General features: G+C 60.9%; 25 protein-coding genes and 1 tRNA gene. 11 read left to right on the top strand and 15 right to left on the bottom strand.

Annotated features, from left to right (window positions below):
• The first annotated feature begins 1 nt into the window (after position 1).
• The 5 genes from lolA to cysG are packed head-to-tail and all read left to right on the top strand — an operon-like array spanning position 2 to position 5,039.
• Entirely contained in the window at positions 2–625 is a 624-nt protein-coding gene (gene lolA, locus APH28_RS16555) for an outer membrane lipoprotein chaperone LolA (RefSeq protein WP_060511141.1), read from the top strand.
• Positions 626–637: 12 nt separating this feature from the next.
• Complete coding sequence (locus tag APH28_RS16550) at positions 638–1,963, top strand: replication-associated recombination protein A (RefSeq protein WP_060511139.1); 1,326 nt, start codon at positions 638–640, stop codon at positions 1,961–1,963.
• Positions 1,960–2,334, top strand: coding sequence for a fluoride efflux transporter CrcB (crcB, locus tag APH28_RS16545; RefSeq protein ID WP_060511137.1), 375 nt, complete (start codon positions 1,960–1,962; stop codon positions 2,332–2,334). Before APH28_RS16550 ends, crcB begins: the two co-directional genes overlap by 4 nt.
• A 32-nt stretch (positions 2,335–2,366) precedes the next feature.
• Positions 2,367–3,647 carry a serine--tRNA ligase gene (gene serS / locus APH28_RS16540; RefSeq protein ID WP_060511136.1) on the top strand — a complete coding sequence of 427 codons (1,281 nt, stop codon included), beginning with the start codon at positions 2,367–2,369 and terminating at the stop codon, positions 3,645–3,647.
• Positions 3,648–5,039, top strand: a complete 1,392-nt coding sequence (cysG, locus tag APH28_RS16535) for a siroheme synthase CysG (RefSeq protein ID WP_060511134.1) — start codon at positions 3,648–3,650, stop codon at positions 5,037–5,039. It abuts the gene before it with no gap.
• A gap of 33 nt (positions 5,040–5,072) precedes the next feature.
• Here cysG and APH28_RS16530 read toward each other — a convergent pair whose 3' ends face one another.
• From APH28_RS16530 to APH28_RS16495, 8 genes are all read right to left on the bottom strand, one after another.
• Positions 5,073–6,032, bottom strand: a complete 960-nt coding sequence (locus APH28_RS16530) for a glutathione S-transferase family protein (RefSeq protein WP_060511132.1) — start codon at positions 6,030–6,032, stop codon at positions 5,073–5,075.
• Positions 6,033–6,125: 93 nt separating this feature from the next.
• Positions 6,126–7,130, bottom strand: coding sequence for a glycosyl transferase family protein (locus APH28_RS16525; protein WP_060511130.1), 1,005 nt, complete (start codon positions 7,128–7,130; stop codon positions 6,126–6,128).
• A complete protein-coding gene (locus APH28_RS16520; protein WP_060511128.1) occupies positions 7,127–7,462 on the bottom strand; it encodes a TusE/DsrC/DsvC family sulfur relay protein in 336 nt (111 codons plus the stop codon). Before APH28_RS16520 ends, APH28_RS16525 begins: the two co-directional genes overlap by 4 nt.
• Positions 7,459–7,755 carry a sulfurtransferase complex subunit TusB gene (tusB, locus tag APH28_RS16515; RefSeq protein WP_060511126.1) on the bottom strand — a complete coding sequence of 99 codons (297 nt, stop codon included), beginning with the start codon at positions 7,753–7,755 and terminating at the stop codon, positions 7,459–7,461. The genes APH28_RS16520 and tusB overlap by 4 nt, the downstream gene beginning before the upstream one ends.
• Entirely contained in the window at positions 7,755–8,114 is a 360-nt protein-coding gene (tusC, locus tag APH28_RS16510) for a sulfurtransferase complex subunit TusC (RefSeq protein WP_060511124.1), read from the bottom strand. Before tusC ends, tusB begins: the two co-directional genes overlap by 1 nt.
• A 1-nt stretch (position 8,115) precedes the next feature.
• Positions 8,116–8,508: a sulfurtransferase complex subunit TusD gene (tusD, locus tag APH28_RS16505; RefSeq protein WP_060511122.1), complete on the bottom strand. Its 393-nt coding sequence runs from the start codon at positions 8,506–8,508 to the stop codon at positions 8,116–8,118.
• 88 nt (positions 8,509–8,596) lie between these two features.
• On the bottom strand, positions 8,597–9,976 hold the full coding sequence (locus tag APH28_RS16500; protein WP_060511120.1) for a nucleobase:cation symporter-2 family protein: 1,380 nt from the start codon (positions 9,974–9,976) through the stop codon (positions 8,597–8,599).
• A gap of 336 nt (positions 9,977–10,312) precedes the next feature.
• On the bottom strand, positions 10,313–10,984 hold the full coding sequence (locus APH28_RS16495; protein ID WP_060511118.1) for a Bax inhibitor-1/YccA family protein: 672 nt from the start codon (positions 10,982–10,984) through the stop codon (positions 10,313–10,315).
• A 132-nt stretch (positions 10,985–11,116) separates the two neighbouring features.
• Between APH28_RS16495 and APH28_RS16490 the strand changes: the two genes are divergently transcribed.
• A tRNA-Ser gene (locus tag APH28_RS16490) sits at positions 11,117–11,204 on the top strand.
• 775 nt (positions 11,205–11,979) lie between these two features.
• The gene (locus tag APH28_RS16485) at positions 11,980–13,527 is read left to right on the top strand and encodes a sensor histidine kinase (RefSeq protein WP_060511116.1); all 1,548 of its coding nucleotides are present in this window, start codon (positions 11,980–11,982) and stop codon (positions 13,525–13,527) included.
• A 57-nt stretch (positions 13,528–13,584) separates the two neighbouring features.
• Here APH28_RS16485 and APH28_RS16480 read toward each other — a convergent pair whose 3' ends face one another.
• From APH28_RS16480 to APH28_RS16465, 4 genes are all read right to left on the bottom strand, one after another.
• Positions 13,585–14,010, bottom strand: coding sequence for a response regulator (locus APH28_RS16480; RefSeq protein ID WP_060511114.1), 426 nt, complete (start codon positions 14,008–14,010; stop codon positions 13,585–13,587).
• 168 nt (positions 14,011–14,178) lie between these two features.
• Entirely contained in the window at positions 14,179–14,871 is a 693-nt protein-coding gene (locus tag APH28_RS16475) for a DUF421 domain-containing protein (protein ID WP_060511111.1), read from the bottom strand.
• 182 nt (positions 14,872–15,053) lie between these two features.
• Positions 15,054–15,452 carry a DUF5329 domain-containing protein gene (locus APH28_RS28865; protein WP_060511109.1) on the bottom strand — a complete coding sequence of 133 codons (399 nt, stop codon included), beginning with the start codon at positions 15,450–15,452 and terminating at the stop codon, positions 15,054–15,056.
• Positions 15,453–15,470: 18 nt separating this feature from the next.
• The gene (locus APH28_RS16465; RefSeq protein ID WP_060511154.1) at positions 15,471–17,057 is read right to left on the bottom strand and encodes a phospholipase D family protein; all 1,587 of its coding nucleotides are present in this window, start codon (positions 17,055–17,057) and stop codon (positions 15,471–15,473) included.
• 227 nt (positions 17,058–17,284) lie between these two features.
• On the opposite strand from APH28_RS16465, the gene APH28_RS16460 reads away from it, so the two are divergent.
• Both APH28_RS16460 and APH28_RS28655 read left to right on the top strand, forming a co-directional pair.
• A complete protein-coding gene (locus tag APH28_RS16460) occupies positions 17,285–17,794 on the top strand; it encodes a hypothetical protein (protein WP_060511108.1) in 510 nt (169 codons plus the stop codon).
• Between the two features lie 66 nt (positions 17,795–17,860).
• Positions 17,861–18,271, top strand: a complete 411-nt coding sequence (locus APH28_RS28655; protein ID WP_156340902.1) for a hypothetical protein — start codon at positions 17,861–17,863, stop codon at positions 18,269–18,271.
• On the opposite strand, the gene APH28_RS16455 is transcribed toward APH28_RS28655, so the two are convergent.
• Positions 18,184–19,353: a mandelate racemase/muconate lactonizing enzyme family protein gene (locus APH28_RS16455; protein ID WP_060511106.1), complete on the bottom strand. Its 1,170-nt coding sequence runs from the start codon at positions 19,351–19,353 to the stop codon at positions 18,184–18,186. The genes APH28_RS28655 and APH28_RS16455 overlap by 88 nt on opposite strands.
• A gap of 99 nt (positions 19,354–19,452) precedes the next feature.
• Here APH28_RS16455 and APH28_RS16450 point away from each other — a divergent pair, with 99 nt between their 5' ends.
• Positions 19,453–20,325: a LysR family transcriptional regulator gene (locus APH28_RS16450; protein ID WP_060511104.1), complete on the top strand. Its 873-nt coding sequence runs from the start codon at positions 19,453–19,455 to the stop codon at positions 20,323–20,325.
• Between the two features lie 7 nt (positions 20,326–20,332).
• Here the strand turns inward: APH28_RS16450 and APH28_RS16445 are convergent, their stop codons facing one another.
• A complete protein-coding gene (locus tag APH28_RS16445) occupies positions 20,333–20,512 on the bottom strand; it encodes a hypothetical protein (RefSeq protein ID WP_060511102.1) in 180 nt (59 codons plus the stop codon).
• A gap of 109 nt (positions 20,513–20,621) precedes the next feature.
• On the opposite strand from APH28_RS16445, the gene APH28_RS16440 reads away from it, so the two are divergent.
• A complete protein-coding gene (locus APH28_RS16440; protein ID WP_060511099.1) occupies positions 20,622–21,500 on the top strand; it encodes a LysR substrate-binding domain-containing protein in 879 nt (292 codons plus the stop codon).
• Between the two features lie 39 nt (positions 21,501–21,539).
• On the opposite strand, the gene APH28_RS16435 is transcribed toward APH28_RS16440, so the two are convergent.
• On the bottom strand, positions 21,540–21,995 hold the full coding sequence (locus APH28_RS16435; protein ID WP_060511097.1) for a transposase: 456 nt from the start codon (positions 21,993–21,995) through the stop codon (positions 21,540–21,542).
• Positions 21,996–22,100: the final 105 nt, after the last annotated feature.

Here is a 22,100-nt window from a genome sequence, read left to right as displayed (position 1 = left end):
CATGCGCGCGATTCGCATGCTGTTGGTTTCTGCCCTGACCCTGGGCTCGGTTACTGCTTATGCCGGTGAGCAAGACGTACAACGCCTGACCCAGCTGCTGGAAAAATCCCAGACCATCGAGGCCAACTTCTCGCAGCTGACCCTGGACGCAGGTGGCACCAGCCTGCAGGAAACGTCCGGCAAGATGACCGTGAAGCGCCCGGGCCTGTTCTACTGGCACACCAATGCGCCGCAGGAGCAGGTGGTGGTATCGGACGGCAAGAACGTCACCCTGTGGGACCCGGACCTGGAACAGGCGACCATCAAGAAGCTCGACCAGCGCCTGAACCAGACCCCGGCGCTGCTGCTGTCCGGTGACGTGTCGAAGATCAGCCAGAGCTTCGACATCACCTCCAAGGAGCAGGGCGACGTGATGGACTTCACCCTCAAGCCAAAAACCAAGGACACCTTGTTCGATTCGCTGCGCGTGTCGTTCCGCAAGGGCCTGATCAATGACATGCAGCTGATTGACAGTGTCGGCCAGCGCACCAACATCCTGTTCAATGGCGTCAAGGCCAACCAGGCAGTGCCGGACAGTCAGTTCAAGTTCGACATCCCTAAAGGCGCCGACGTCATCAAGGAGTAAACAGAGCTCACCATGGACCTGTTTCGAAGCGAACCCGTCGCCCAGCCACTGGCCGCCCGCCTGCGCCCGTCCAACCTGGACGAATACGTCGGCCAGGAGCACCTGCTGGCGCGTGGCAAACCGCTGCGCGAGGCGCTGGAGCAGGGTGCGCTGCACTCGATGATCTTCTGGGGCCCGCCTGGGGTGGGCAAGACCACCCTGGCGCGGTTGCTGGCGCAGTTCTGCGATGCCCACTTCGAGACGGTGTCGGCGGTGCTGGCCGGGGTCAAGGAGATCCGCCAGGCCGTCGAGGTGGCCAAGCAGCAGGCCGGCCAGTATGGCCGGCGCACCATCCTGTTCGTCGATGAAGTGCACCGCTTCAACAAGTCCCAGCAAGATGCCTTTCTGCCCTATGTGGAGGACGGCACGCTGCTGTTCATCGGTGCCACCACCGAGAACCCGTCGTTCGAGCTGAACAACGCCTTGCTGTCGCGGGCGCGGGTGTACGTGCTCAAGAGCCTCGACGAAGCGGCGCTGCGCAAGCTGGTCAATCGCGCGCTGACGGAAGAGCGCGGGCTGGGCAAGCGCAACCTGCGCGTCGGTGACGACGCTTTCAAAATGCTCATGGCCGCCGCCGATGGCGATGGCCGGCGCATGCTCAACTTCCTCGAGAATGCCTCGGACCTTGCCGAAGATGGCAGCGAGATCGACGTCGAGATGCTGCAAAGCCTGCTCGGCGACAGCCGCCGACGCTTCGACAAGGGCGGCGAGGCGTTCTACGACCAGATTTCCGCGCTGCACAAATCGGTGCGCGGCTCCAATCCCGATGGCGCCCTGTACTGGTTCGCGCGCATGCTCGACGGCGGCTGCGACCCGCTGTACATCGCCCGTCGCGTGGTGCGCATGGCCAGCGAGGACATCGGCAACGCCGACCCGCGCGCCCTGAGCCTATGCCTGGCGGCCTGGGACGTACAGGAGCGCCTGGGCAGCCCGGAAGGCGAACTGGCGGTGGCCCAGGCCATCACCTACATCGCCTGCGCGCCGAAGAGCAATGCGGTGTACGTGGGTTTCAAGACTGCGTTGCGCGAGGCGGCCGAACATGGCTCGCTGGAAGTGCCATTGCACCTGCGCAATGCCCCGACCAAGCTCATGAAGCAACTGGGCTACGGCGAAGAATACCGCTACGCCCACGACGAGCCCGATGCCTATGCCGCCGGCGAGGATTACTTTCCTGAGCAACTTGAGCCGCGCCAGTACTACCAGCCCGTGCCGCGCGGCCTGGAGCTGAAGATCGGCGAGAAGTTGCGCCATCTGGCCGAGCTTGACCGCAACAGCCCCCGCCAACGGAGAAAATCGTGATTGCACTGATCGCCGCGGTCAGCGCGGGAGGTATTACCGGGACCTTGTTGCGCTTTGCCACCGCCAATTGGGTCGCGGCCCACTGGCCACGGCACTTCTATCTCGGTACGCTGGCCGTCAACTTGGTAGGTTGCCTGCTGATCGGCCTGCTGTACGGCCTGTTTCTGCACAAGCCGCTGGCGCCGGTCGAACTGCGCGCCGGCTTGATCGTCGGCTTCCTTGGCGGCCTGACGACGTTTTCCTCCTTTTCGCTCGATACCGTGCGCCTGATGGAAAGTGGGCAAGTGCCCCTCGCCTTGGGCTATACCAGTATCAGCGTGGTGGGCGGGCTTCTGGCCACCTGGGCCGGCCTGTCCCTGACCCGATTCTGAACCAACACCTACACACATAACGAGAGAACGATATGCTCGATTCCAAACTGTTACGCGGCCAACTTCAGGAAGTGGCGGATCGCCTGGCCTCCCGTGGCTTCAGCCTGGATGTCGCGCGCATCGAATCACTGGAAGAGCGCCGCAAGGCAGTGCAGACCCGTACTGAACAGCTGCAGGCCGAGCGTAACGCCCGTTCCAAGTCGATCGGCCAGGCCAAGGCCAAAGGCGAAGATATCGCCCCGCTGATGGCTGACGTCGAGCGTATGGCCAATGAACTGGCTGCCGGCAAGGCTGAACTGGACGGTATCCAGGCCGAGCTGGATGGCATTCTGCTGACCATCCCCAACCTGCCGGACGCCAGCGTACCGGTCGGTGCCAGCGAAGACGACAACGTCGAAGTGCGCCGCTGGGGTACGCCAAAGGCCTTCGACTTCGAGATCAAGGACCACGTCGCCTTGGGCGAGGTCAGCGGTGGCCTGGACTTCGAAGCTGCCGCCAAGCTGTCCGGCGCGCGCTTCGCCGTGCTGCGTGGGCCGATCGCCCGCCTGCACCGCGCCCTGGCGCAGTTCATGATCAACTTGCACACCGGTGAGCACGGCTACGAGGAGCACTACACCCCGTACCTGGTGCAGGCCCCGGCCCTGCAGGGCACTGGCCAGCTGCCGAAGTTCGAGGAAGATCTGTTCAAGATCACCCGCGAAGGCGAAGCCGATTTCTACCTGATCCCGACTGCCGAAGTGTCGCTGACCAACCTGGTCGCCGAGCAGATCCTCGACGCCAAGCAGCTGCCGGTGAAGATGGTTGCCCACACTCCGTGCTTCCGCAGCGAAGCCGGTGCGTCGGGCCGTGACACCCGCGGCATGATCCGCCAGCACCAGTTCGACAAGGTCGAGATGGTCCAGGTGGTCGAGCCGTCCAAGTCGATGGAAGCCCTCGAAGGCCTTACCGCCAACGCCGAGCGCGTGCTGCAGCTGCTGGAGCTGCCGTACCGCGTGCTGGCCCTGTGCACCGGCGACATGGGCTTCGGTGCCGTGAAGACCTACGACCTCGAAGTGTGGGTGCCAAGCCAGGACAAGTACCGCGAAATCAGCTCCTGCTCCAACTGCGGTGACTTCCAGGCGCGCCGCATGCAGGCCCGCTGGCGCAACCCGGAAACCGGCAAGCCAGAACTCGTGCACACCCTAAACGGCTCCGGCCTGGCGGTGGGTCGCACCCTGGTGGCCGTGCTGGAAAACTACCAGCAGGCCGACGGTTCGATCCGCGTACCGGACGTGCTGAAGCCGTACATGGGCGGCGTCGAGGTCATTCGCTAAATGGATTACCTGCCGCTGTTCCACAAGCTGCAGGGCGGCCGAGTACTGGTCGTCGGCGGCGGTGAGATCGCCCTGCGCAAGGCGCGCCTGCTGGCTGATGCCGGCGCCGTGCTGCGCGTGGTGGCGCCGGACATCGACGGCCAGCTGGCCGCGTTGGCCCGGGAAGGTGGCGGTGAGGTGCTGGTGCGTGGCTATCAGGCGGCCGACCTGGTCGGCTGCCGACTGGTGATCGCGGCCACCGACGACCCTGGGCTCAACGCCCAGGTGTCGGCCGATGCGCAGGCGCTGAGCCTGCCGGTCAACGTGGTGGATGCACCGGCCCTGTGCACGGTGATCTTCCCGGCGATCGTCGACCGCTCGCCGTTGGTGATCGCGGTGTCCAGTGGCGGTGATGCCCCGGTGCTGGCGCGGTTGATCCGCGCCAAGCTGGAGGCCTGGATTCCGTCGGCCTATGGCGAGCTGGCCGGGCTGGCTGCGCGCTTCCGGCACAAGGTCAAGTCCTTGTACCCGGACGTCAATCAGCGCCGTGGCTTCTGGGAAACCGTGTTCCAGGGCCCGATTGCCGAGCGCCAGTTGGCTGGCCAGGGTGCCGAGGCCGAGCGCCTGTTGCAGGCGATGGTCGACGGTGCACCGGTGCAGCAGGGCGGTGAGGTGTATCTGGTGGGCGCAGGGCCGGGCGATCCGGACTTGCTGACCTTTCGCGCCTTGCGCCTGATGCAGCAGGCTGACGTAGTGCTGTACGACCGCCTGGTGGCTCCGGCCATCATCGAGATGTGCCGGCGTGATGCCGAGCGCATCTACGTTGGCAAGCGCCGCGCCGACCATGCGGTGCCACAGGACCAGATCAACCGCCTGCTGGTCGACCTCGCCCAGCAGGGCAAGCGTGTGTTGCGCCTCAAAGGCGGCGACCCGTTCATCTTCGGCCGGGGTGGCGAAGAGATCGAACAGCTGGCCGAGCAGGGCATTCCGTTCCAGGTGGTGCCGGGGATTACTGCAGCCAGTGGATGTTCCGCCTATGGCGGCATTCCGCTGACTCATCGTGACTATGCCCAGTCAGTGCGCTTCGTCACCGGTCACCTCAAGGATGGCACCAGCAATCTGCCTTGGCATGACCTGGTGGCGCCGGCCCAGACCCTGGTGTTCTACATGGGACTGGTGGGCTTGCCGACCATCTGTGCCGAACTGATTCGCCATGGGCGGGCGGCCAGTACGCCGGCGGCCTTGGTGCAGCAGGGGACTACGCGCAATCAGCGGGTGTTCACCGGCACCCTGGCAGACTTGCCGGAGCTGGTGGCCCAGCATGAAGTGCATGCGCCGACCCTGGTGATTGTCGGGGAAGTGGTGCAGCTACGCGACAAGCTTGCCTGGTTTGAAGGTTCGCAAAACAGTTGAAATCGTTGGGGCTGCAAAGCAGCCCCAACTATATTAAGCCTGGTAGATCCCTTTCCCCGCCAACCGCTCCCGATCATGGGGCTGGTTGAAGTCCTGCAGCGGCCCCTTGGGCACGATGCCGTTCGGGTTGATGGTCTTGTGGCTCATGTAATAGTGCTTCTGGATATGCTCCATATCCACCGTGCCTGCCACGCCCGGCCATTGATACAGCTCACGCAGCCAGTTGGACAGGTTGTGGTAGTCGCTCAGGCGGCGCAGGTTGCACTTGAAGTGCCCGTGGTACACCGCATCGAAGCGCACCAGGGTGGTGAACAGGCGCACATCGGCCTCGGTCAGGTACTCACCCGCCAGGTAGCGATTGCGACCCAGCAACTCTTCCAGATGATCCAGCTCGTTGAACACCTCATCGAAGGCAGCCTCGTAGGCGTCCTGGGTGGTGGCGAAGCCTGCGCGGTACACGCCGTTGTTCACCGCCGGGTAGATACGTTCGTTCAGCGCCTCGATGGACGGGCGCAGCGGCTCGGGGTACAGGTCCAGCGTATTGCCGGTCAGCTCGTTGAACGCGCTGTTGAAGATGCGGATGATCTCAGAAGACTCGTTGTTGACGATGCGCTTCTCTTTCTTGTCCCACAGCACAGGCACGGTCACGCGGCCCGTGTAGTGCGGGTCGTCCTGGGTGTAGCGCTGGTGCAGGTACTGCAGGGCGTCGAGGTGGTCGCCGCTGGAGCCTTGCTGCTGGTCGAAGGTCCAGCCATGGTCCTGCATCAGCCAGCTGACAACCGATACGTCGATCAGCGGCTCGAGGCCTTTGAGGGCTCGGAAGATCAGGGTGCGGTGGGCCCACGGGCAGGCCAGCGAGACGTAGAGGTGGTAGCGGCCGGCTTCCGGGGCGGGCAGCTGATTGCGGCGCTGGGCGTTTTCGCGTTTGAAGGTGCCGTCCTTGCCGTTTTCATACCACTGGTCGTGCCAGCGACCGTCGATTAAAAGGCCCATGGTGAGCTCCTCGGAAACAAAGTTGTCTGTCGTTGGAGCCCAGTCTAGGGGAAATCGTTCGAACAACTAGCGCAAAGGATGCACCCTTATTATCTAGTTATTCGATTGGTTTCGTGCGGCCCAGAAGCCACGCGCGGTGGCAAAAGCCTGCTCGCGATCCTGGCCCAGGCCACGTAGCGCCAGGGCCATGGTCGCCACCACGGCCATTTCACCGTAGCTGTCCTCGGCCTCGCCGCGCCATACCGCCAGCAACTGCTCGGGCTCCAGGCTCGGCGGTTTGACGTGGCGACGTTCGCTCAGCGCCGGCCACTCCTCATCCCAGGCTTCGCCTGCGCTGGCGCCGTAAAGGTGGCTGATGACATCGGGATTGACCTCGATCTCGCCACCATCGCCCTTGATCACCACGGCATGGTCGCCGAGCAGGCGGCTGGCTTCGCGGTGCACCGCCTGGTAGCCGGGGTGGAAGATGCTCTGCAGGCCGCAGCGTGCGCCCAGCGGATTCAGCACCCGCGCCAGGGAATGGATGGGTGAGCGCAGGCCGAGGGTGTTGCGCAGGTCGATCATCCGCTGCAGCTGTGGCGCCCAGTCGTACAGCGGGGCGAACGCCAGATGCTGTTGGTCGAGGGCCTGGCTGACAGACGCCCAGTCACGGCACAGCGGAATGTCCAGCAGCGCCAACAGCTGTTCGGTGTACATGCGCCCGGCGGTGTGTGCGCCGCCGCCGTGCATGAGGATACGCACCCCATTGGCGGCCAGACACTTGGCGCTGAGCAGGTACCAGGGCAGGTGGCGCTTCTTGCCGGCATAGCTCGGCCAGTCGATGTCCACCGCGATGCACGGCGCCTGCAGGTGGGCACGCAGGGCTTCGGTGAAACCGGCGAGCTCCTCGGCGCTCTCTTCCTTGTGGCGCATCAGCATCAGGAAGGCGCCCAGCTGGGCGTCCTCGACCTTGTCTTCGAGCAGCAAGGCCATGGCCGCACGGGCTTCTTCGCGGGTCAGGCCGCGGGCACCGCGTTTGCCTTTACCAATGATGCGGATGTATTCGGCGAACGGGTGCTCGGCCGGAGTTTCCAGGGTCAGCGGGCGGGCGTCAGTCATATGCAATTGGTCGGCTTGGGCAGGCCCGCCAGCTTGGCGGCGAGTTTGGCGGGGGTGCCGTTGAACAGGCGGTTGAGGTGCGGGCTGTTGCCCTTTTCCGTGCCCAGCTTGAGCGCGGTGTACTTGATCAGCGGGCGGGTGGCCGGCGACAGCTGGTACTCGTCGTAGAACTGGCGCAGCAGTTCGAGGATTTCCCAGTGGTCGGCGGTCAGGGCGATGCTTTCGCGCTCGGCCAGGGCCTCGGCGACCGGGTGCGACCAGTCTTGCAGGTCGACCAGAAAGCCGTCCTTGTCCAGGGCAATGGCGCGCTCGCCAACGGTCAGCGTATTCATAACCAGCTGTTGACCTTGTCGTAGTGCAGCGACAGCTCGACGAAGGCCTGGTAGTCCACGGCCTTGGCCAGCTCGCTGCTGACGGCGCGTGCCTGCAGGTCTTCGTCGAGGGCGAACAGGCGCTGTGCCAGGTTCGCAGCCTGCAACTGGCGCTGGGTGTCACTGCCCTCGCGCAGAGCATAGACCGCATCGCCGCACAGCAGTACGGCGTCTTCAGCACCGAGCAGGCGCAGGCAGCTGTTCAGGCGTTCGTCACCGAACGGAGAGTGGGATAACACGTGCAGGGTTGGCATCAGAGCGTCACCACTTGGTCGAATCGGGCAATCAGGGCTTTCAGGGCGTTATCGTCCAGCACTTCCACCGGCAGCTCCAGGCCATTGGCAGCCAAGCCACGGCGGGCCAGGCTGTGCTGGCAGGCAAACAGCTCCTCGACCCCGAACATCGGCAGCGCCTGCAGGTTGGCGGCGAGGTTTTTCTGCTGCACGGCGGTCGGTTGCTGGCCGGGCGCCAGCTGGAACACGCCGTCATCGAGGAACAGCATGGCCAGCGGCAAGTCGAAGGCGCCGCCAGCCAGGGCGATGTCCAGCGCTTCGCGGGCGGACGGGCCGTTCCACGGCGCCTGGCGGCTGATGATCAACATGGATTTGGCCATTTCAGTCGCCTCCGAAGCAGACCAGGCGGTCGGCAGTTTGCGCCGCTTCATGCAGCTGGCCCAGGCCAGACAGCTCCCACGGCTTGGGCAGGTTCACCGCCGGGCGCTGGTAGCGGCTGGCTTCGGCTTCATCGAGCACGCCACGGCGCAGGGCCGCGGCGATGCACACCACCGCGTCGAGCCGGTTGATGTCGACGAGGGCCCGCCACTGAGCGGCGATGTCCTGTTCATCCTGGGGCGCGACCACGTTGGCCGAGGCGCTGTGCACCCCGTCCTGGTAGAAGAACAGCCGGGCAATCTCATGCCCGCCAGCCAGCACCGCCTCGGCGAAGCGCAAGGCGCGGCGCGAGGAGGGTGCATGGGCCGGGGAAAAAACCGCGATAGCGAATTTCATGGACAACTCGTGCAAAGGAATGCCGCCATGATAAAGCAAAAAAGCCCGCGCAAGTGGGCGCGGGCTTTGTCGGCAGGGCAGGCGCGGATCAGGCGTTTTCCTTGCTCTCTGGCAGGAACCAGTTCAGCACCAGGGCACAGATACCACCGGTAGCCACACCCGACTCCAGCACATTGCGCATCGCCGCCGGCATGTGCGCCAGGAACTCTGGTACCTGCGCCACACCCAGGCCCAACGCCAGCGACACGGCGATGATCAGCAGGGCACGGCGGTCCAGGCGAGTGCTGGCCAGAATATTGATACCCGACGCGGCAACCGCACCGAACATCACCATGGCCGCGCCACCCAGCACCGGCTCAGGCACTGCCTGAATCACACCGGCCACGCTCGGGAACAGACCCAACAGCACCAGCATCACGGCAATCCAGATACCGATATGGCGGCTAGCAATGCCGGTCAGCTGAATCACGCCATTGTTCTGGGCAAAGATCGAGCTGGGGAAGGTGTTGAACAGGCCGGCCAGCAGTGAGTTGGCACCGTTAACCAGCACGCCGCCTTTGATGCGCGACATCCACAGCGGGCCTTCGACCGGCTGGCGTGAAACCTTGCTGGTGGCGGTGACGTCACCGATGGCTTCCAGCGAAGTCACCAGGTAGATCACCAGCATCGGAATGAACAGCGCCCAGGAGAAGCCCAGGCCGAAGTGCAGTGGCGTCGGCACCTGGAACAGCGCTGCCTCGTGCATACCGGTGAAGTCCAAGCGGCCGAGGTAGCCAGCTAGGGCATAGCCAACGGCCAGGGCGATGACGATGGCGCAGCTGCGCATCCACACCACCGGGATGCGGTTGAGGATCACGATCACCGCCAGCACAGCGCCGGACAGCATCAGGTTTTCGCCGTTGGCGAAGGTGCCATTGGCCATGGCGCCGAAGCCGCCACCCATGCTGATCAGGCCGACCTTGATCAGGGTCAGGCCGATCATCAGCACGACGATGCCGGTCACCAGCGGGGTGATCAGGCGTTTGACGAACGGCAGGATGCGCGACACGCCCATCTCGACGAACGAGCCAGCAATCACCACACCGAAGATCGCCGCCATCACGCTTTCCACCGGTGTGCCCTGCTTGACCATCAGCGCGCCACCAGCAATCAGCGGCCCGACGAAGTTGAAGCTGGTGCCTTGCACGATCAGCAGCCCGGCGCCAAACGGGCCGAAGCGCTTGCACTGGACGAAGGTGGCGATACCGGAGATCACCAGCGACATGGAGACGATGAGGTTGGTATCGCGAGCCGAAACGCCCAGCGCCTGGCAGATCAGCAGGCCAGGGGTAACGATCGGTACGATGATTGCCAGCAGATGCTGCAGGGCTGCCAGCAGGCCGATCAACAGCCGTGGCTTGTCCTCGAGGCCAAGTACCAGTTCGTTGACAGGCGCTTGCGCGCCTGGGCTGTGTTCGTGTGAGCTCATCGGTGACGCTGCCCCGGTTGAAAAAAGGAGCGCATTCTACGGGCAGAAGAGCGATTGCGGTAGGGGAACGCACGATGGCGGCATGATCGGCGACCATTTGCATGGTTTTCTGACTTTTAAGTCAGTGTTTGGGTATGTTTCTCTGCAAGGCACCGTTACCCCAATCGTGCACAAGGCGCGGTCCCTGTGGGAACGGGTTTACCCGCGAACACCGGCGAAGCCGGTGCCATTCACCGAGCTGGGGTTTCCGTGGAAACCCTCTCCCATAAGCGTAAGCCGCACAATCAACACGCACAAAAAAGCCCGCCGAAGCGGGCTTTCCCAATCAGCAATCAATCAGTCATCACGACCCATGATGCCGAACAGCTGCAGCAGGCTGATAAACAGGTTGTAGATCGAAACATACAGGCTGATGGTCGCCATGATGTAGTTCCGCTCACCCCCATGAATGATCGCGCTGGTTTGGAACAGAATGCAGACCGACGAGAACAGCACGAAGCCAGCGCTGATCGCCAGCTGCAGGCCGCTGATCTGGAAGAAGAAGCTCGCAACCACCGCACCCAGCAGCACAAAGAAGCCAGCCGTGATGAAGCCGCTGAGGAAGCTCATGTCCTTACGGGTAATCAGCACATAAGCCGACAGACCACCAAACACCAGCGCCGTCATGGCAAACGCCGAGCTGACCACTTCAGCGCCACCGGCCATGCCCAGGTAACGGTTGAGGATCGGGCCGAGGATAAAGCCCATGAAGCCGGTGAGGGCGAAGGTGGACACCAGGCCCCAGACCGAATCACGCAGTTTGTTGGTCAGGAAGAACAAACCGTAGAAACCGATCAGCACGACGAACACGTTCGGGTAACCGACACGCATCTGCTGGGCGACGAAGGCCATGACACCGCTGAAAGCGAGGGTGAGTGCCAGCAGGCTGTACGTGTTGCGCAGGACCTTGCTGACCTCCTGCTGCTCGGCTTGCTGGCCGTGGTGTACGGCATAATCCTGTTCGCGCATGGCGACACTCCTTATGGATCCGTGGTTTTGGACGTTCAGATGCAAGCAGTCTAACAGACGCTCCGCAACCCGCGACACAGAGAGTTTGACAGCGTGTTTCATTACGGTATTATGGCGGCCGCAAAACGAGCTGGAAGCGTGGCCGAGTGGTTTAAGGCAACGGTCTTGAAAACCGTCGATGGGCAACTATCCTAGAGTTCGAATCTCTACGCTTCCGCCATATTCAAAGCCCTGATTACTCAGGGCTTTTTGCGTTTTTGGGGGCATAGAAAAACGATCCGTGGGAACACCCTCGGGAATGGTTTATTTCGGAAGCGCTTCCGATACTTTCCTACTTGGTCGGTTTCGCCAGCGCTCCAACTCGGCGATCTACCCGCTCGGTAATGTCGCCCTTGGTGCGGTATAGAGGTTGCGGATGACCGTGGCCTGTTCAAATGGTTGCTGGCCAGTTTTCTAATGGGCAAGCGCATCCGCTCAACCGTAGCCGTGAAGGCGTACCGAATCCTTGTCCATGAGCAGGGGCTGGGTACGCCGCAGAAGCTTGTCCAAACCTCTCATGCGGCACTTGTCCGGCTACTCGGACAGGCCGGGTACCAGTTTGTTAATCAGCGAGGCCATATCGGCGATCCCTCACGGTTTGGGCAGGAATGCCGCCCTCTCGGGAAGTGTGATTGCGTGTCCTGACAAGTGAAGCGCCTCGTCAGCATTTGCCGTGGAGGTAATGGTTACCGCGTAAAGTACGAGAGACGCTCTGCGGTGAGTTCTCTGAATAACTCGTCGTCTTCTATGATCAAAAAATGGTTATCGTCATGCGTCGTTGGCTCGCTTCGCGTATGCGTCAGTGTGTCTCGACCATACGACGTTGCTCCGAAGCGCTGAGTGGGGCGCCAAACGTCGCTCGGGATTAGCGGCTATCTTAGGAGGGCGACAAGCGAACCGCCTTCACGCTCTGTGACGGTTTCCGGGGCGTATATCGTCAATCTGAAGGGAAGACCATGCAGCAGCTACCAGCTGACGAAACTATCCGGGCCGCCTTGAAGAAGACACATGCGCGCCTGCACCGCCAACATGAACTGGTGGTGGATTTCGGCGTCATGTCCTTGAAAGTGACTGATCTGGACGTGTTGTTGACCCATGCCTGTGAAGTCGTCGCTGAAGGGATGAGCACTCGCTTCGCCAAGGTGCTCCAGCCGGCAGAGGAGGGGGAAGGTTTCATCTTGTCACACGGCGTGGGCTGGGACGCTTCTGACATCGGTCAGGCTACCGTGGGTGCTGATGAAGCAAGCCCGGCAGGCTATGCATTGGCTACCTATAGGCCAGTGCTCTCGAATCATCTCGGCATGGAGAACCGCTTTCGAACACCGGCGTTGCTGAAGAAATACGGAATCGAGCGAGCTATTAACGTCCCGATCCGGGGCGTGCTTAGCCCCTTTGGTGTTCTTGAAGCCGATAGCAGTGACGGGGACGATTTTGTAGAAAGCGATCTCGTATTTCTGGAGGGTATCTCGAACGTCATTTCCATGGCCTTGGAACGAATATCTGCGGGAGCAGATATCCCTCTTCCCGATCCGTATTCGGAAACACTTCTGAACGCGAGTCCCGATTGGGTGGAGATCCTGAACTCTAGCGGCGAGATTGAGTTCATGAACGAAGCGGGGCTACTCTTCCTGGCTACCCAGTTGGCGGATGTGAAAGGCCGGCGGTGGTATGACTTGTGGCCCGAGGCGTCTCGCGCACTGGTATGCGAGGCCATGCAGAAAGTAAGCGGTGGCGAAACCGCTCGATTCGAGGCTTATCATCCCGTCTCTGCAGATGATCCAAAATGGTGGGACGTGACGGTGGCGCCCATCCTCGGGGCGGACGGCAAGGTCGAGCGAATGATTGCAGTATCGCGAGATATCACTGTACGTCATCAGTATGAGGCTCAGTTGCTGTCGCTCATCGAGGCTCAGAATAGCAAGCAAAACCGAAGCGACCTCTATCTCGAAGAGATCCACCATCGCGTCAAAAACAGCCTTCACCTGGTAAACACGCTGCTGTTGCTGCAGGCCAATCTCACGCCTGATGCAGCGGTCAAACTGCAACTTGAAACCGCCGCAGGCCGAGTGGTAACCATTGCAACGGTTCATGAGCGGCTGTATCAAGCTGCCGAAGACCAGGAACTCCGTGCTCGTGATTACCTTGATGCTCTACTAGGGGATCTGGGCAGGGCCTTGGCCGACCGAATAATTGTACTGGAGGCTGACGATTTCGTTTTACCTCCAGAAAGAATGGCGCCATTGGGATTGGTGATTTCTGAATTGATCACCAATGCCCTCAAGTACGGAAAAGGCGCCATCGAGGTGAACGTCAAGCATGCCGGCGACCATGCCCTGCTCACCGTCAGGGATGAGGGCGACGGATTCCCTGATAATTACCCTAGGCCTACGGGCACGGGCCTAGGGATGCGCCTGGTCAAAAGTTATTCCGGTTACGGCAGCGCTGCTGTAGAGGTGGATCGCACAGATCGTAAAAGCTGCATCCATGTCCGCTTCAAGCTGTAGACCCAGCTGTCCACGGTGCTCCTATCCATGCCGCCAGGAGTCCGCGGAGCTTGCGAGCTAAACCACGTCTGCTGCCCCGCCCAGTTCAGCCATCGCTGGTTGTGATAGCTGGTCAAAAATCATTTCTTGGAGCTTGGTTACCGGCCAGGGCTTAGGTAAAAACAGCGCATTGCCAGGGAGAACTCGACCCACGAAGTCGTAGTAGCCACTTATCACGATGAGGCGAATCTCAGGATTCAGCTGGCTGGCGAACCAGGCGAGGTCTATTCCATTCAGCAAGCCCGGCGTTTGCACGTCCGTGAGCAGTAACGCCCAGTCTTGTTTCATTAACTCCAGCTTACCGGCATCAGCGGTAGCCACCGCTGTGACGACGGCCCCCCAATCTTCCAGATAGAGAGTCAAGAGCTCTCGAATCAAGGGTTCATCTTCAACGATGAGGACGGCAGGACGGTTTTTTTTCGCGACGGGCTGCAGCTCAGTCATTACTCATACTCAGGAAGGCGGCTGCTGGAAGGGAGAGACATCCAAGTCTATCTGCTGATTTTCAGCGAGACGTAGCAGTGCGCCATCACTACGACATCGCGGTTACTCAAAAAATTCAGTTCGCTTCGTAGGTGCACTAAAGGTAAACCCAGCTACATGAAGGGTAGATTAACGGTTGCGTAGAGTATCTAAAGCTGGAGACCAGGTCGCATGGCCGCATCGGGTGCAAGAGACTGAGTCCTGCGCCTCGTGGTAAGACGGGAATCCGCAGTTCACGCAGCAGTACAGGCCCGCAGTCGGTGGCGATGCAAACTCTGACCGGTGTTCTTCAGGGAGCACCGATAGGCCAGGGCGAGTGTCTTCAGCATCGTAGAAGTAAACGCTGAGATCCCCATCGGTTTCCAATAGGCCGAGACGTACCTGACCCAGGTGTTCCACACCTTGCTGACGAAGCTCCATAAACAGCTCATTGGAAGAAATGTTCAGTTTGCGCAGAGAATGGATTTCGTACATCCCATCCTTCACCACCGTGATGGGTAGGCCATCGATCCAAGCCTCGCAGGTTTTGCTTCGTCTCATGACATAGATGGTGCCCCGATAAAGCAGCAGTAATGTGAGGAAAACGAGCGCGACCGGGAGCAGGGGCACATCTTCGTAAAAAGTTACATCGCCTGCTGCAGAACCTAAGGTGAGGATGACTACGAGCTCGAAGCGCGAGAGCTGCTTGATGCCACGTCGACCACTGAACTTCAAGAAGAAGAACACGGCCAGGAATGCTGCAGAAACCCGCAAGGCAACCTCGAGAAGGAAGGTCATCGGAAACTCGCCTATCAGCATCCGTTGCAGATCGAACGTGACCATGCTCTATTCCATTTTTTCGTTATTGATCGAGCGGCGAGCAGGCCGCTTCCATGGCGCTTGCTAGTTCTTTTAGAGAGCCTCAAGACCAGAGAGATTCAATTTCGGTCGCGATTGGCCACGACGCAGTGGACTGAACGCCTGGCAGTTGACCTCCCCAGCCATCCCTTGGCTAACGATTAGATTCAGTGAAATTCCCGTTGCCTCTGCAGCTCTTTGTGCAACCAGATGCCTGCCGGTTCCGTACCCTCTGAGCATCGCACCTCATAGGCCCGGCCACTCATACTGCTTTTAGTCGCAGCAAGGTCAATGAAGTCTTCCGCGCTTTTCACCTTGTCCTTGCTTTCGAGATAATTGAGCTTCTGCTCCAGGTGCGCTCGGGCTCGGGGACCAGAGTATTCGGCGCCGTTCCGAATAAATGTGCAGTCACTCTTCTCTATAAACTCTAGCAATCCCCTTATTTCATTAGCGGCTTCAGGTAGGGCTACTACCCGCGTGTCAACGATGATTGCGATGACGCAAACACTCGCCGCCATCATCAGTTGGCTTATAAACCGCCTGGGGCCTCTCCTCCACATCCGCATGATTTTGTCCTTCCCACGCTATAGCATCTTTTCAAGCCCTATCGCGCTGCTGAGCCAGGAATTGAAGCGCCGCCACCAGCCCCCCGGTTCTGTGGTCAACGTGCGTTGTTGGCCATTGTCTTCGGTGACCCAGACCAGCTGTTTATCCTCCAGCCTTGCCTGGTAACTCAGAGCAGGAGCCATGCCCTCCAGCGCCAGTTCGCGCACCCGTCCGGCGAGCTGCGGATCATCAACCAAGACACCGACCTCGGTGTTCCACAGCAAAGAGCGCGAATCGAAATTGAACGAACCGACAAACGCTTTCTGCTGGTCGAAAACCATCGCCTTGGTATGCAAGCTGGAGTCGGAGCTGCTGGAGGGGCTGCTAGAGGACCCCTTGCGAGAGAAACGCGGCCTGGTATCGCTGTCACTACGATCACCGGCTTGACGACGTAACTCGAACAAGTGCACGCCATGCTCGAGCAGGGTCTTGCGATAGGGCGCGTAAGCACCGTGCGAGGCCGGTACGTCGGTGGCCTCAAGAGAGTTGGTCAGCAAGCTGATTGACACGCCGGCGTCGGCTCGACGGGTCAAATACACCACTCCCGGATGGCCTGGCACCATGTAGGCCGATACCAGGATTAGCTCCTTGTTGACCCCGTTGAGCTCGGGTGCCAACTGGGTGGCCAACAGCAAATGCGCAGCGGGTTCACCACTCGCCAATACCTTGCTCGGCGCATCCCACATCGCTTTATTCCAGGCCCAGATCAACTCCCTGCGCCAATTGTTGAGGCGTGGCTGGGTGGCGTACTTCATTAGCTGTTGATAAAGCCCATGGTTTTGTTTCCGTGTTTCTTCCAGGGATTCGTCCAGTCGAGCGCGAAGCTCTTTCAGATTTCTGCTCGTCGGCTTGAACGCTATAAACTGCTCGATGGGCTTGCTGAGGACACTGTTCCAGTACTCGTCAAAACTGTGCCCCAACTGTTCTGCGACCGGGCCGACACTGAGCATGTCAATGTCAGTAAAATTTCTGTTGGGCTCTGCATCGAAATACTCATCCCCCAGGTTGCGCCCTCCGACGATGGCGACACAATTGTCCACCACCCACAATTTGTTATGCATACGCCGGTGTTGCTGAGAGAGGTTGAAAAGCCGGCCCATTGTGCGTGTCACGACGGTACTGCGGCCCAAATGGAGAGGATTGAACACTCGGATCTGTATATGCGGATGTATCGCCAGTGTCGCGATTGTCTCTTCTAGATCATCGCTGGTGGTGTCATCGAGTAAAATCCTGACGCGCACGCCACGGTCGGCTGCGGCGAGCAATTCGCTCAGCAGTATCCGAGTACTAATACCGTCGTGGACGATGTAGTACTGCAGGTCAATGCTGCTTTGAGCATTGCGAATCAGTTCCGCGCGGGCGGCGAAAGCCTCGGTACTCTCCGGGAATAGGCGAAAGCCCGATTGACCTTGATGGGGGGCAACCTGGGCCTGGATAGATCGGCCAAATGCCGAATCGTTCGCAGGCAAGGCGTGACTGGGTTCGTGAGGTATATTGGGTGTTGTACAGCCATCCAGGAAAAGCGTGAGAAACAGAAAGGCGATGTGCAGCTTTTTGATGCTCACGGAGCGCACCCCGACGATGGTGATGAGGGTTTCGGATCCCGAAGAATGGCCATTCCCTTACCACCAGCATTGGGCCTGAAAGAACGTCTGCAATGCATCTTCGATCTGCGGTGTTGCTCTGAAGCGTAGTTCATCCCCAGCGGTTGAGACCTTGGGCCTCTGCAAAATAGAGGACGCCGATCGCGCTAGACTAAAGGCCCCGTCCGGCCCCCGCCAACAGGATTGATATGAAGAAGTACCTCACCCTAGCAACCGCAATGCTGGCTCCGCTGTTGCTCTGCGCCTGCTCCACAACAGGCACCGCAACCCCACCCAGCGAAACGACCATCACAACGTCTAAATACCTGAAGAGCGACCTCTACGGCGTCTGGTACTCCAACGCCGATGACGGCACCTCCCAGGCACTGTCGCTGTTACTCCTCAAGGCAGACGGCTCCGCCACCGACTTCCTGATTCTCAGCGAAAAAAACGCAATGCAGAAAATCGTGCAGCAGTCGTCCTGGACATACGACCCTGAACGTAACGTGTTCGAACAGACCGTCAGCGAAGTATCCATCCAGAAGGGCAAAGCGCCCGCAGAAGTCACCCATCCCCACGAAGTCATCCGGGCATCGGTCGAGTTGGTCAAGCTGGACAACAAAGTCATGGGCATCAAATTCAAACGGGAAGATGGCGAAGTCACCGGCTACCTCAAAGGCAGCCCCGCCATGCTCGAAAAGCTCAAGCGCATCCAATAGGCGCTCCCTGGGTAGAGGGGGCGGCCACCCTGCACCGGCATTCACGCATGCAAAAGGACGAGCACTTTGAATACCCGCAATCCCTTCATCAGCGTGCTGATTTTCCCGATCGCACCCATCTCGGCGATTTTCCTGACCCACTTCCTGTGCAGCGAGCTCTGGCGTGCAAGCTATTACGTGCCAGGTGAGGATGGCGGCGAAGCGGAACCGGCGATGGCCCTTATCGGTATTCCGTTCCTGCTGATCGCAGCAGTGGGACCGCTTGCGCAGCTGAGGCTTCAGCGCAGGCGGGCGCCGACAATCCCGTTGCGTAGATTGCCAGCGCTGTGCGTCATCACTTCCATCACGGTGCCGAAGACGAACGACGCGGGCAGCACCTTGCGCAGGGCTCAGTCTTCTCCCAGTTCCCGCATGACCGCGTACAGTGCCGACTTGGCCTCGAAGCCGACGCCGGGGATGTCCGGCAGCCCGACATAGCCGTTTTCCACGCGGATGCCGTCGGCGAATCCGCCAAAAGGCTGGAACACATCGGGGTAGGACTCGTTGCCACCCAGGTGCAGGCCGGCGGCGATGTTCAGTGACATCTGGTGGCCGCCATGGGGCACGACGCGGCGGGAGGACCAGCCCAGCTCTTCCATGACCTTCAAGGTGCGCATGTACTCGACCAGGCCGTACGACAGGGCGCAGTCGAACTGCACGTAGTCGCGATCGGCGCGCATGCCGCCGTGGCGCAGCAGGTTGCGGGCGTCCTGGTGCGAGAACAGGTTTTCGCCGGTGGCCATGGGCAGGTCGTAGTGGTTCGCCAGCTCGGCCTGCAGGGCATAGTCCAGCGGGTCGCCCGCTTCTTCGTACCAGAACAGATTGTAGGGCTTGAGAGCTTCGGCGTAGGCGATCGCGGTTTTCTGGTCGAAGCGGCCATTGGCGTCGACGGCCAGGCGGCGGCCATCGCCGACCACCTTGATCACCGCTTCGATGCGGCGGATGTCATCGGCCAGCGGCGCTGCGCCGATCTTCATCTTGACCACGTCATAGCCACGGTCGAGATAGCCGCGCATCTCGTCCTGCAGTTTGCTGTCGTCCTTGCCGGGGTAGTAGTAACCGCCGGCGGCGTAGACCCAGACCTTGTCGTCGGCCTTGCCACCGCGATAGCGGTCGGCCAGCAGGCGATACAGCGGTTTGCCCTCGATTTTGGCGACGGCATCCCACACCGCCATGTCGAGGGTGCCCACCGCCACCGAGCGCTCGCCGTGGCCACCTGGCTTTTCGTTGGTCATCAGGGTTTTCCAGAGGGCGAACGGGTCAAGGTTGTCGTGCGCTTTGTCGATCAGCGATTCTGGGTCGGCTTCGGTGATGCGCGCCAGGAAACGATCACGCATCAGTGCGCCTTGGCCGTAGCGACCGTTGGAGTTGAAGCCGTAGCCGATCACCGGCTTGCCATCACGGATCACATCGGTGACCACGGCGACGACAGAGCAGGTCATCTTGGAGAAATCGATGTAAGCGTTGGCGATGGGCGAGGCAATGGAAACGGTCTTTTCGCGGATGTCGACGATACGCATGGTGCGCTCCTCTTGTTGTAGGAGGCTTCACGGTAGGCTTGGCGAGCACCTGCGCCCAATGCTATTAATCCAACACCCCATGCTGAAACGGCATTGCCCATGGAACTCGTCTGGCTAGAGGATTTCATCGCGTTGGCTGAGAACGGTAGCTTCGTTCGTGCGGCTGACGCGCGTCACATCACCCAACCGGCGTTCAGCCGCAGGGTCCGCGCACTGGAAAGCTGGATGGGGGTGGAGCTGTTCATCCGCACACCGCAAGGCGCGACGCTGACGGAGGCGGGCAAGCTGATCCTGCCCAGTGTGCTGGACGAGGTGGGCAGGCTTTATCGAATCCGTTCCGAGGCCCAGGAAGTGGCCGGCAAGGCTGCCAAGGTGCTGCAGTTCGCCGCGACGCACTCCTTGTCGTTTACCTTTTTCCCGCGGTGGATCCGATGTGCCGGCCGGGAGGCGCCCATCGAGGCGGTGCGGCTGCATTCCGACAGCATGGCCAGCTGTGAGCAGATGCTCATGCACGGGCAGGTGCAGTTCCTGCTGTGCCACGGCCACCCTGAGGTGCCGGCCCTGTTCCCGGCGGATCAGTACATCAGCAAGAAAGTCGGCGACGATATCCTCATTCCCCTGGCCAGCCCGGCCGCGAGCTTCGACCCCGGGCAAGCGGCCATTCCATACCTGGCCTATACCGATCAGTCGGGGTTGGGGCGTATCGTCAACCATCGTTTGCGCGGCAAGCACGAGGGCCTGCAGCTGCAGCCGGCATTCAGCAGCCACCTCGCCGCCGTGCTGATGTCGATGGCGCTCGAGGGCAAAGGGGTGGCCTGGCTACCGAGAAGCCTGACCGAGCAAGAAGTGGTGGATGGCCGGCTGACCCGAGTGCTGGATAGCAGCTGGGACATTGCGCTGGATATCAACCTGACCCGTCCGCTGGCGCCGATCAATCAGTTTGCCGAGGCGTTCTGGCGGCAGTTGCCGTGAAAGATCTTCAGCGCTGGGCTTTCTGCCGCGGCGCGCGTTGGATGCGGTTGACCGCGATCTGCACGCAAGCGGCCACCGCGCACAGCAAGCCGATCTTCCAGCTGCCCTCGAGCGCAAAATGTTCGGCGATCTTGCCGGCGATGATTACGCTCACGAAGATGGCGACAGGCAGGATCAGTTTGTTCATCGGGGCTTCCAGGGGGCAGAGAAAGGCGCAAGTCTACCAATAAGCGCTTCCCCGTGGCGCAGCTTCAGGCATCATGCACGCAGCCCCACTCGAAAGCCGACCTGCACCCATGACCGACAGCAGCAAACCCAACCGCGCCATCTACGACCTGGACATGCTCCGCGCCGTGGTCATGGTGGCCGACTGTGGCAGTTTCACCACCGCCGCCGCGCGCCTGCATTCCACCCAGTCCACGGTCAGCCAGAAGGTGCGCCGGCTGGAGGAAATGGTCGGCCACCAGTTGCTCGACCGCAGCAACCGCGAGGTGCACCCGACCGACGCGGGCGAGACCCTGTTGCGCTATGCACGGCACCTGCTTGCGGTCAGTAGCCAGCTGACCGAGGCGATGTCGGGTGGGGTGTCGGTCACGGTGCGCATCGGCCTGCCGGACGATTTTGTCGCGGGCAAGACGATGCAGGCGCTGGCGGCGTTCAACCGGCTCAACCCGACGGTCAAGCTGGAGATCACCGGTGGCTTGAGCCGCGACCTGATGAGCACCTACGACCGCGGTGAGCTGGACCTGGTGCTGGTCAAGCAGCGGCGCCACAGCCGCGAGGCCAACGCCTGCCAACCGGAGCGCATCGAATGGATCGACAGCGCGCAGTATCCGAGTTTTGCCCAGGACCCGATCCCGCTGGTGACCTTTCCGCCGCGTGGTTTGTACCGGGATGACATGATCAGCGCGGTCGAGGCCATGGGCCGCAGTTGGCGCATCGGTTTTACCAGTTCGAGCCTGGCGGGTATTCAAGCGGCGGTGGCCAATGGGCTGGGCGTCAGCCTGTTGCCATCGCGGGTGGTAACGCCTGGCCATCGGGTGCTGGGTGCGGAGGAGGGGTTCAAGCCGATTCGGGTGTTCGAGGCGGCGATCTTCCATCGGCCGACGGCGGATCCGATGGTCAAGGAGCTGGCCGAGATTCTGATTGGTATCCTGCGGGGACAGCCTGAGTGAGAGGGGCTGCTTCGCAACCCATCGCCGGCAACATCACAATCAGAGCCAAACTGCATCCCAATGTGGATAGTCGCCAACCCTCTCGACCAGGCCTGCCCGTTTCGGGTTCATGATGATGTAACGCGCCACTGCCTGAAGGTCTTCTTCACGACGCAACGCCCGATCATGAAAGCCTTTCTGCCAAAGCTGGCCGCTTCGTCCTTTGTGTCGGTTGACCATCATGGTGCTTCGCGATTTCACTCGTCGCATCAGTTGTCTCAAGCTCATGGGGCCGAGCTCAACCAGCCAGTGGAAATGGTCGGGCATTACTACCCAGGCTAGCGAGCGTGCGGAGCCTTCTTCTTGCGCCAGACGGAATTGCTTTACCAGCAATCGGGCCGAATAAAACTCACTGAAAACATGCGCCCTGCCTAGCGTAGCGCTGGTGAGAAGATACAGCCGGCTTGTTTCCGAAAACCGGCCCAGCCTCAATTGATCTGAATGAGGACGATCCATGTTCTCTGCCTCCTGATAATTTGACCATCAGGGTAGCGGCCGTGAGCTTACCGCAGGGGGAGCAATTGGCACCTTTTATGTCTGTAGGGGGCTGCTTCGCAGCCC

This window comes from Pseudomonas sp. NBRC 111124, from assembly GCF_001320245.1.
Classification (GTDB): domain Bacteria; phylum Pseudomonadota; class Gammaproteobacteria; order Pseudomonadales; family Pseudomonadaceae; genus Aquipseudomonas.
Note: the sequence above shows the minus strand (reverse complement) of the source record. Positions and strands in the feature narration are given on the sequence as shown.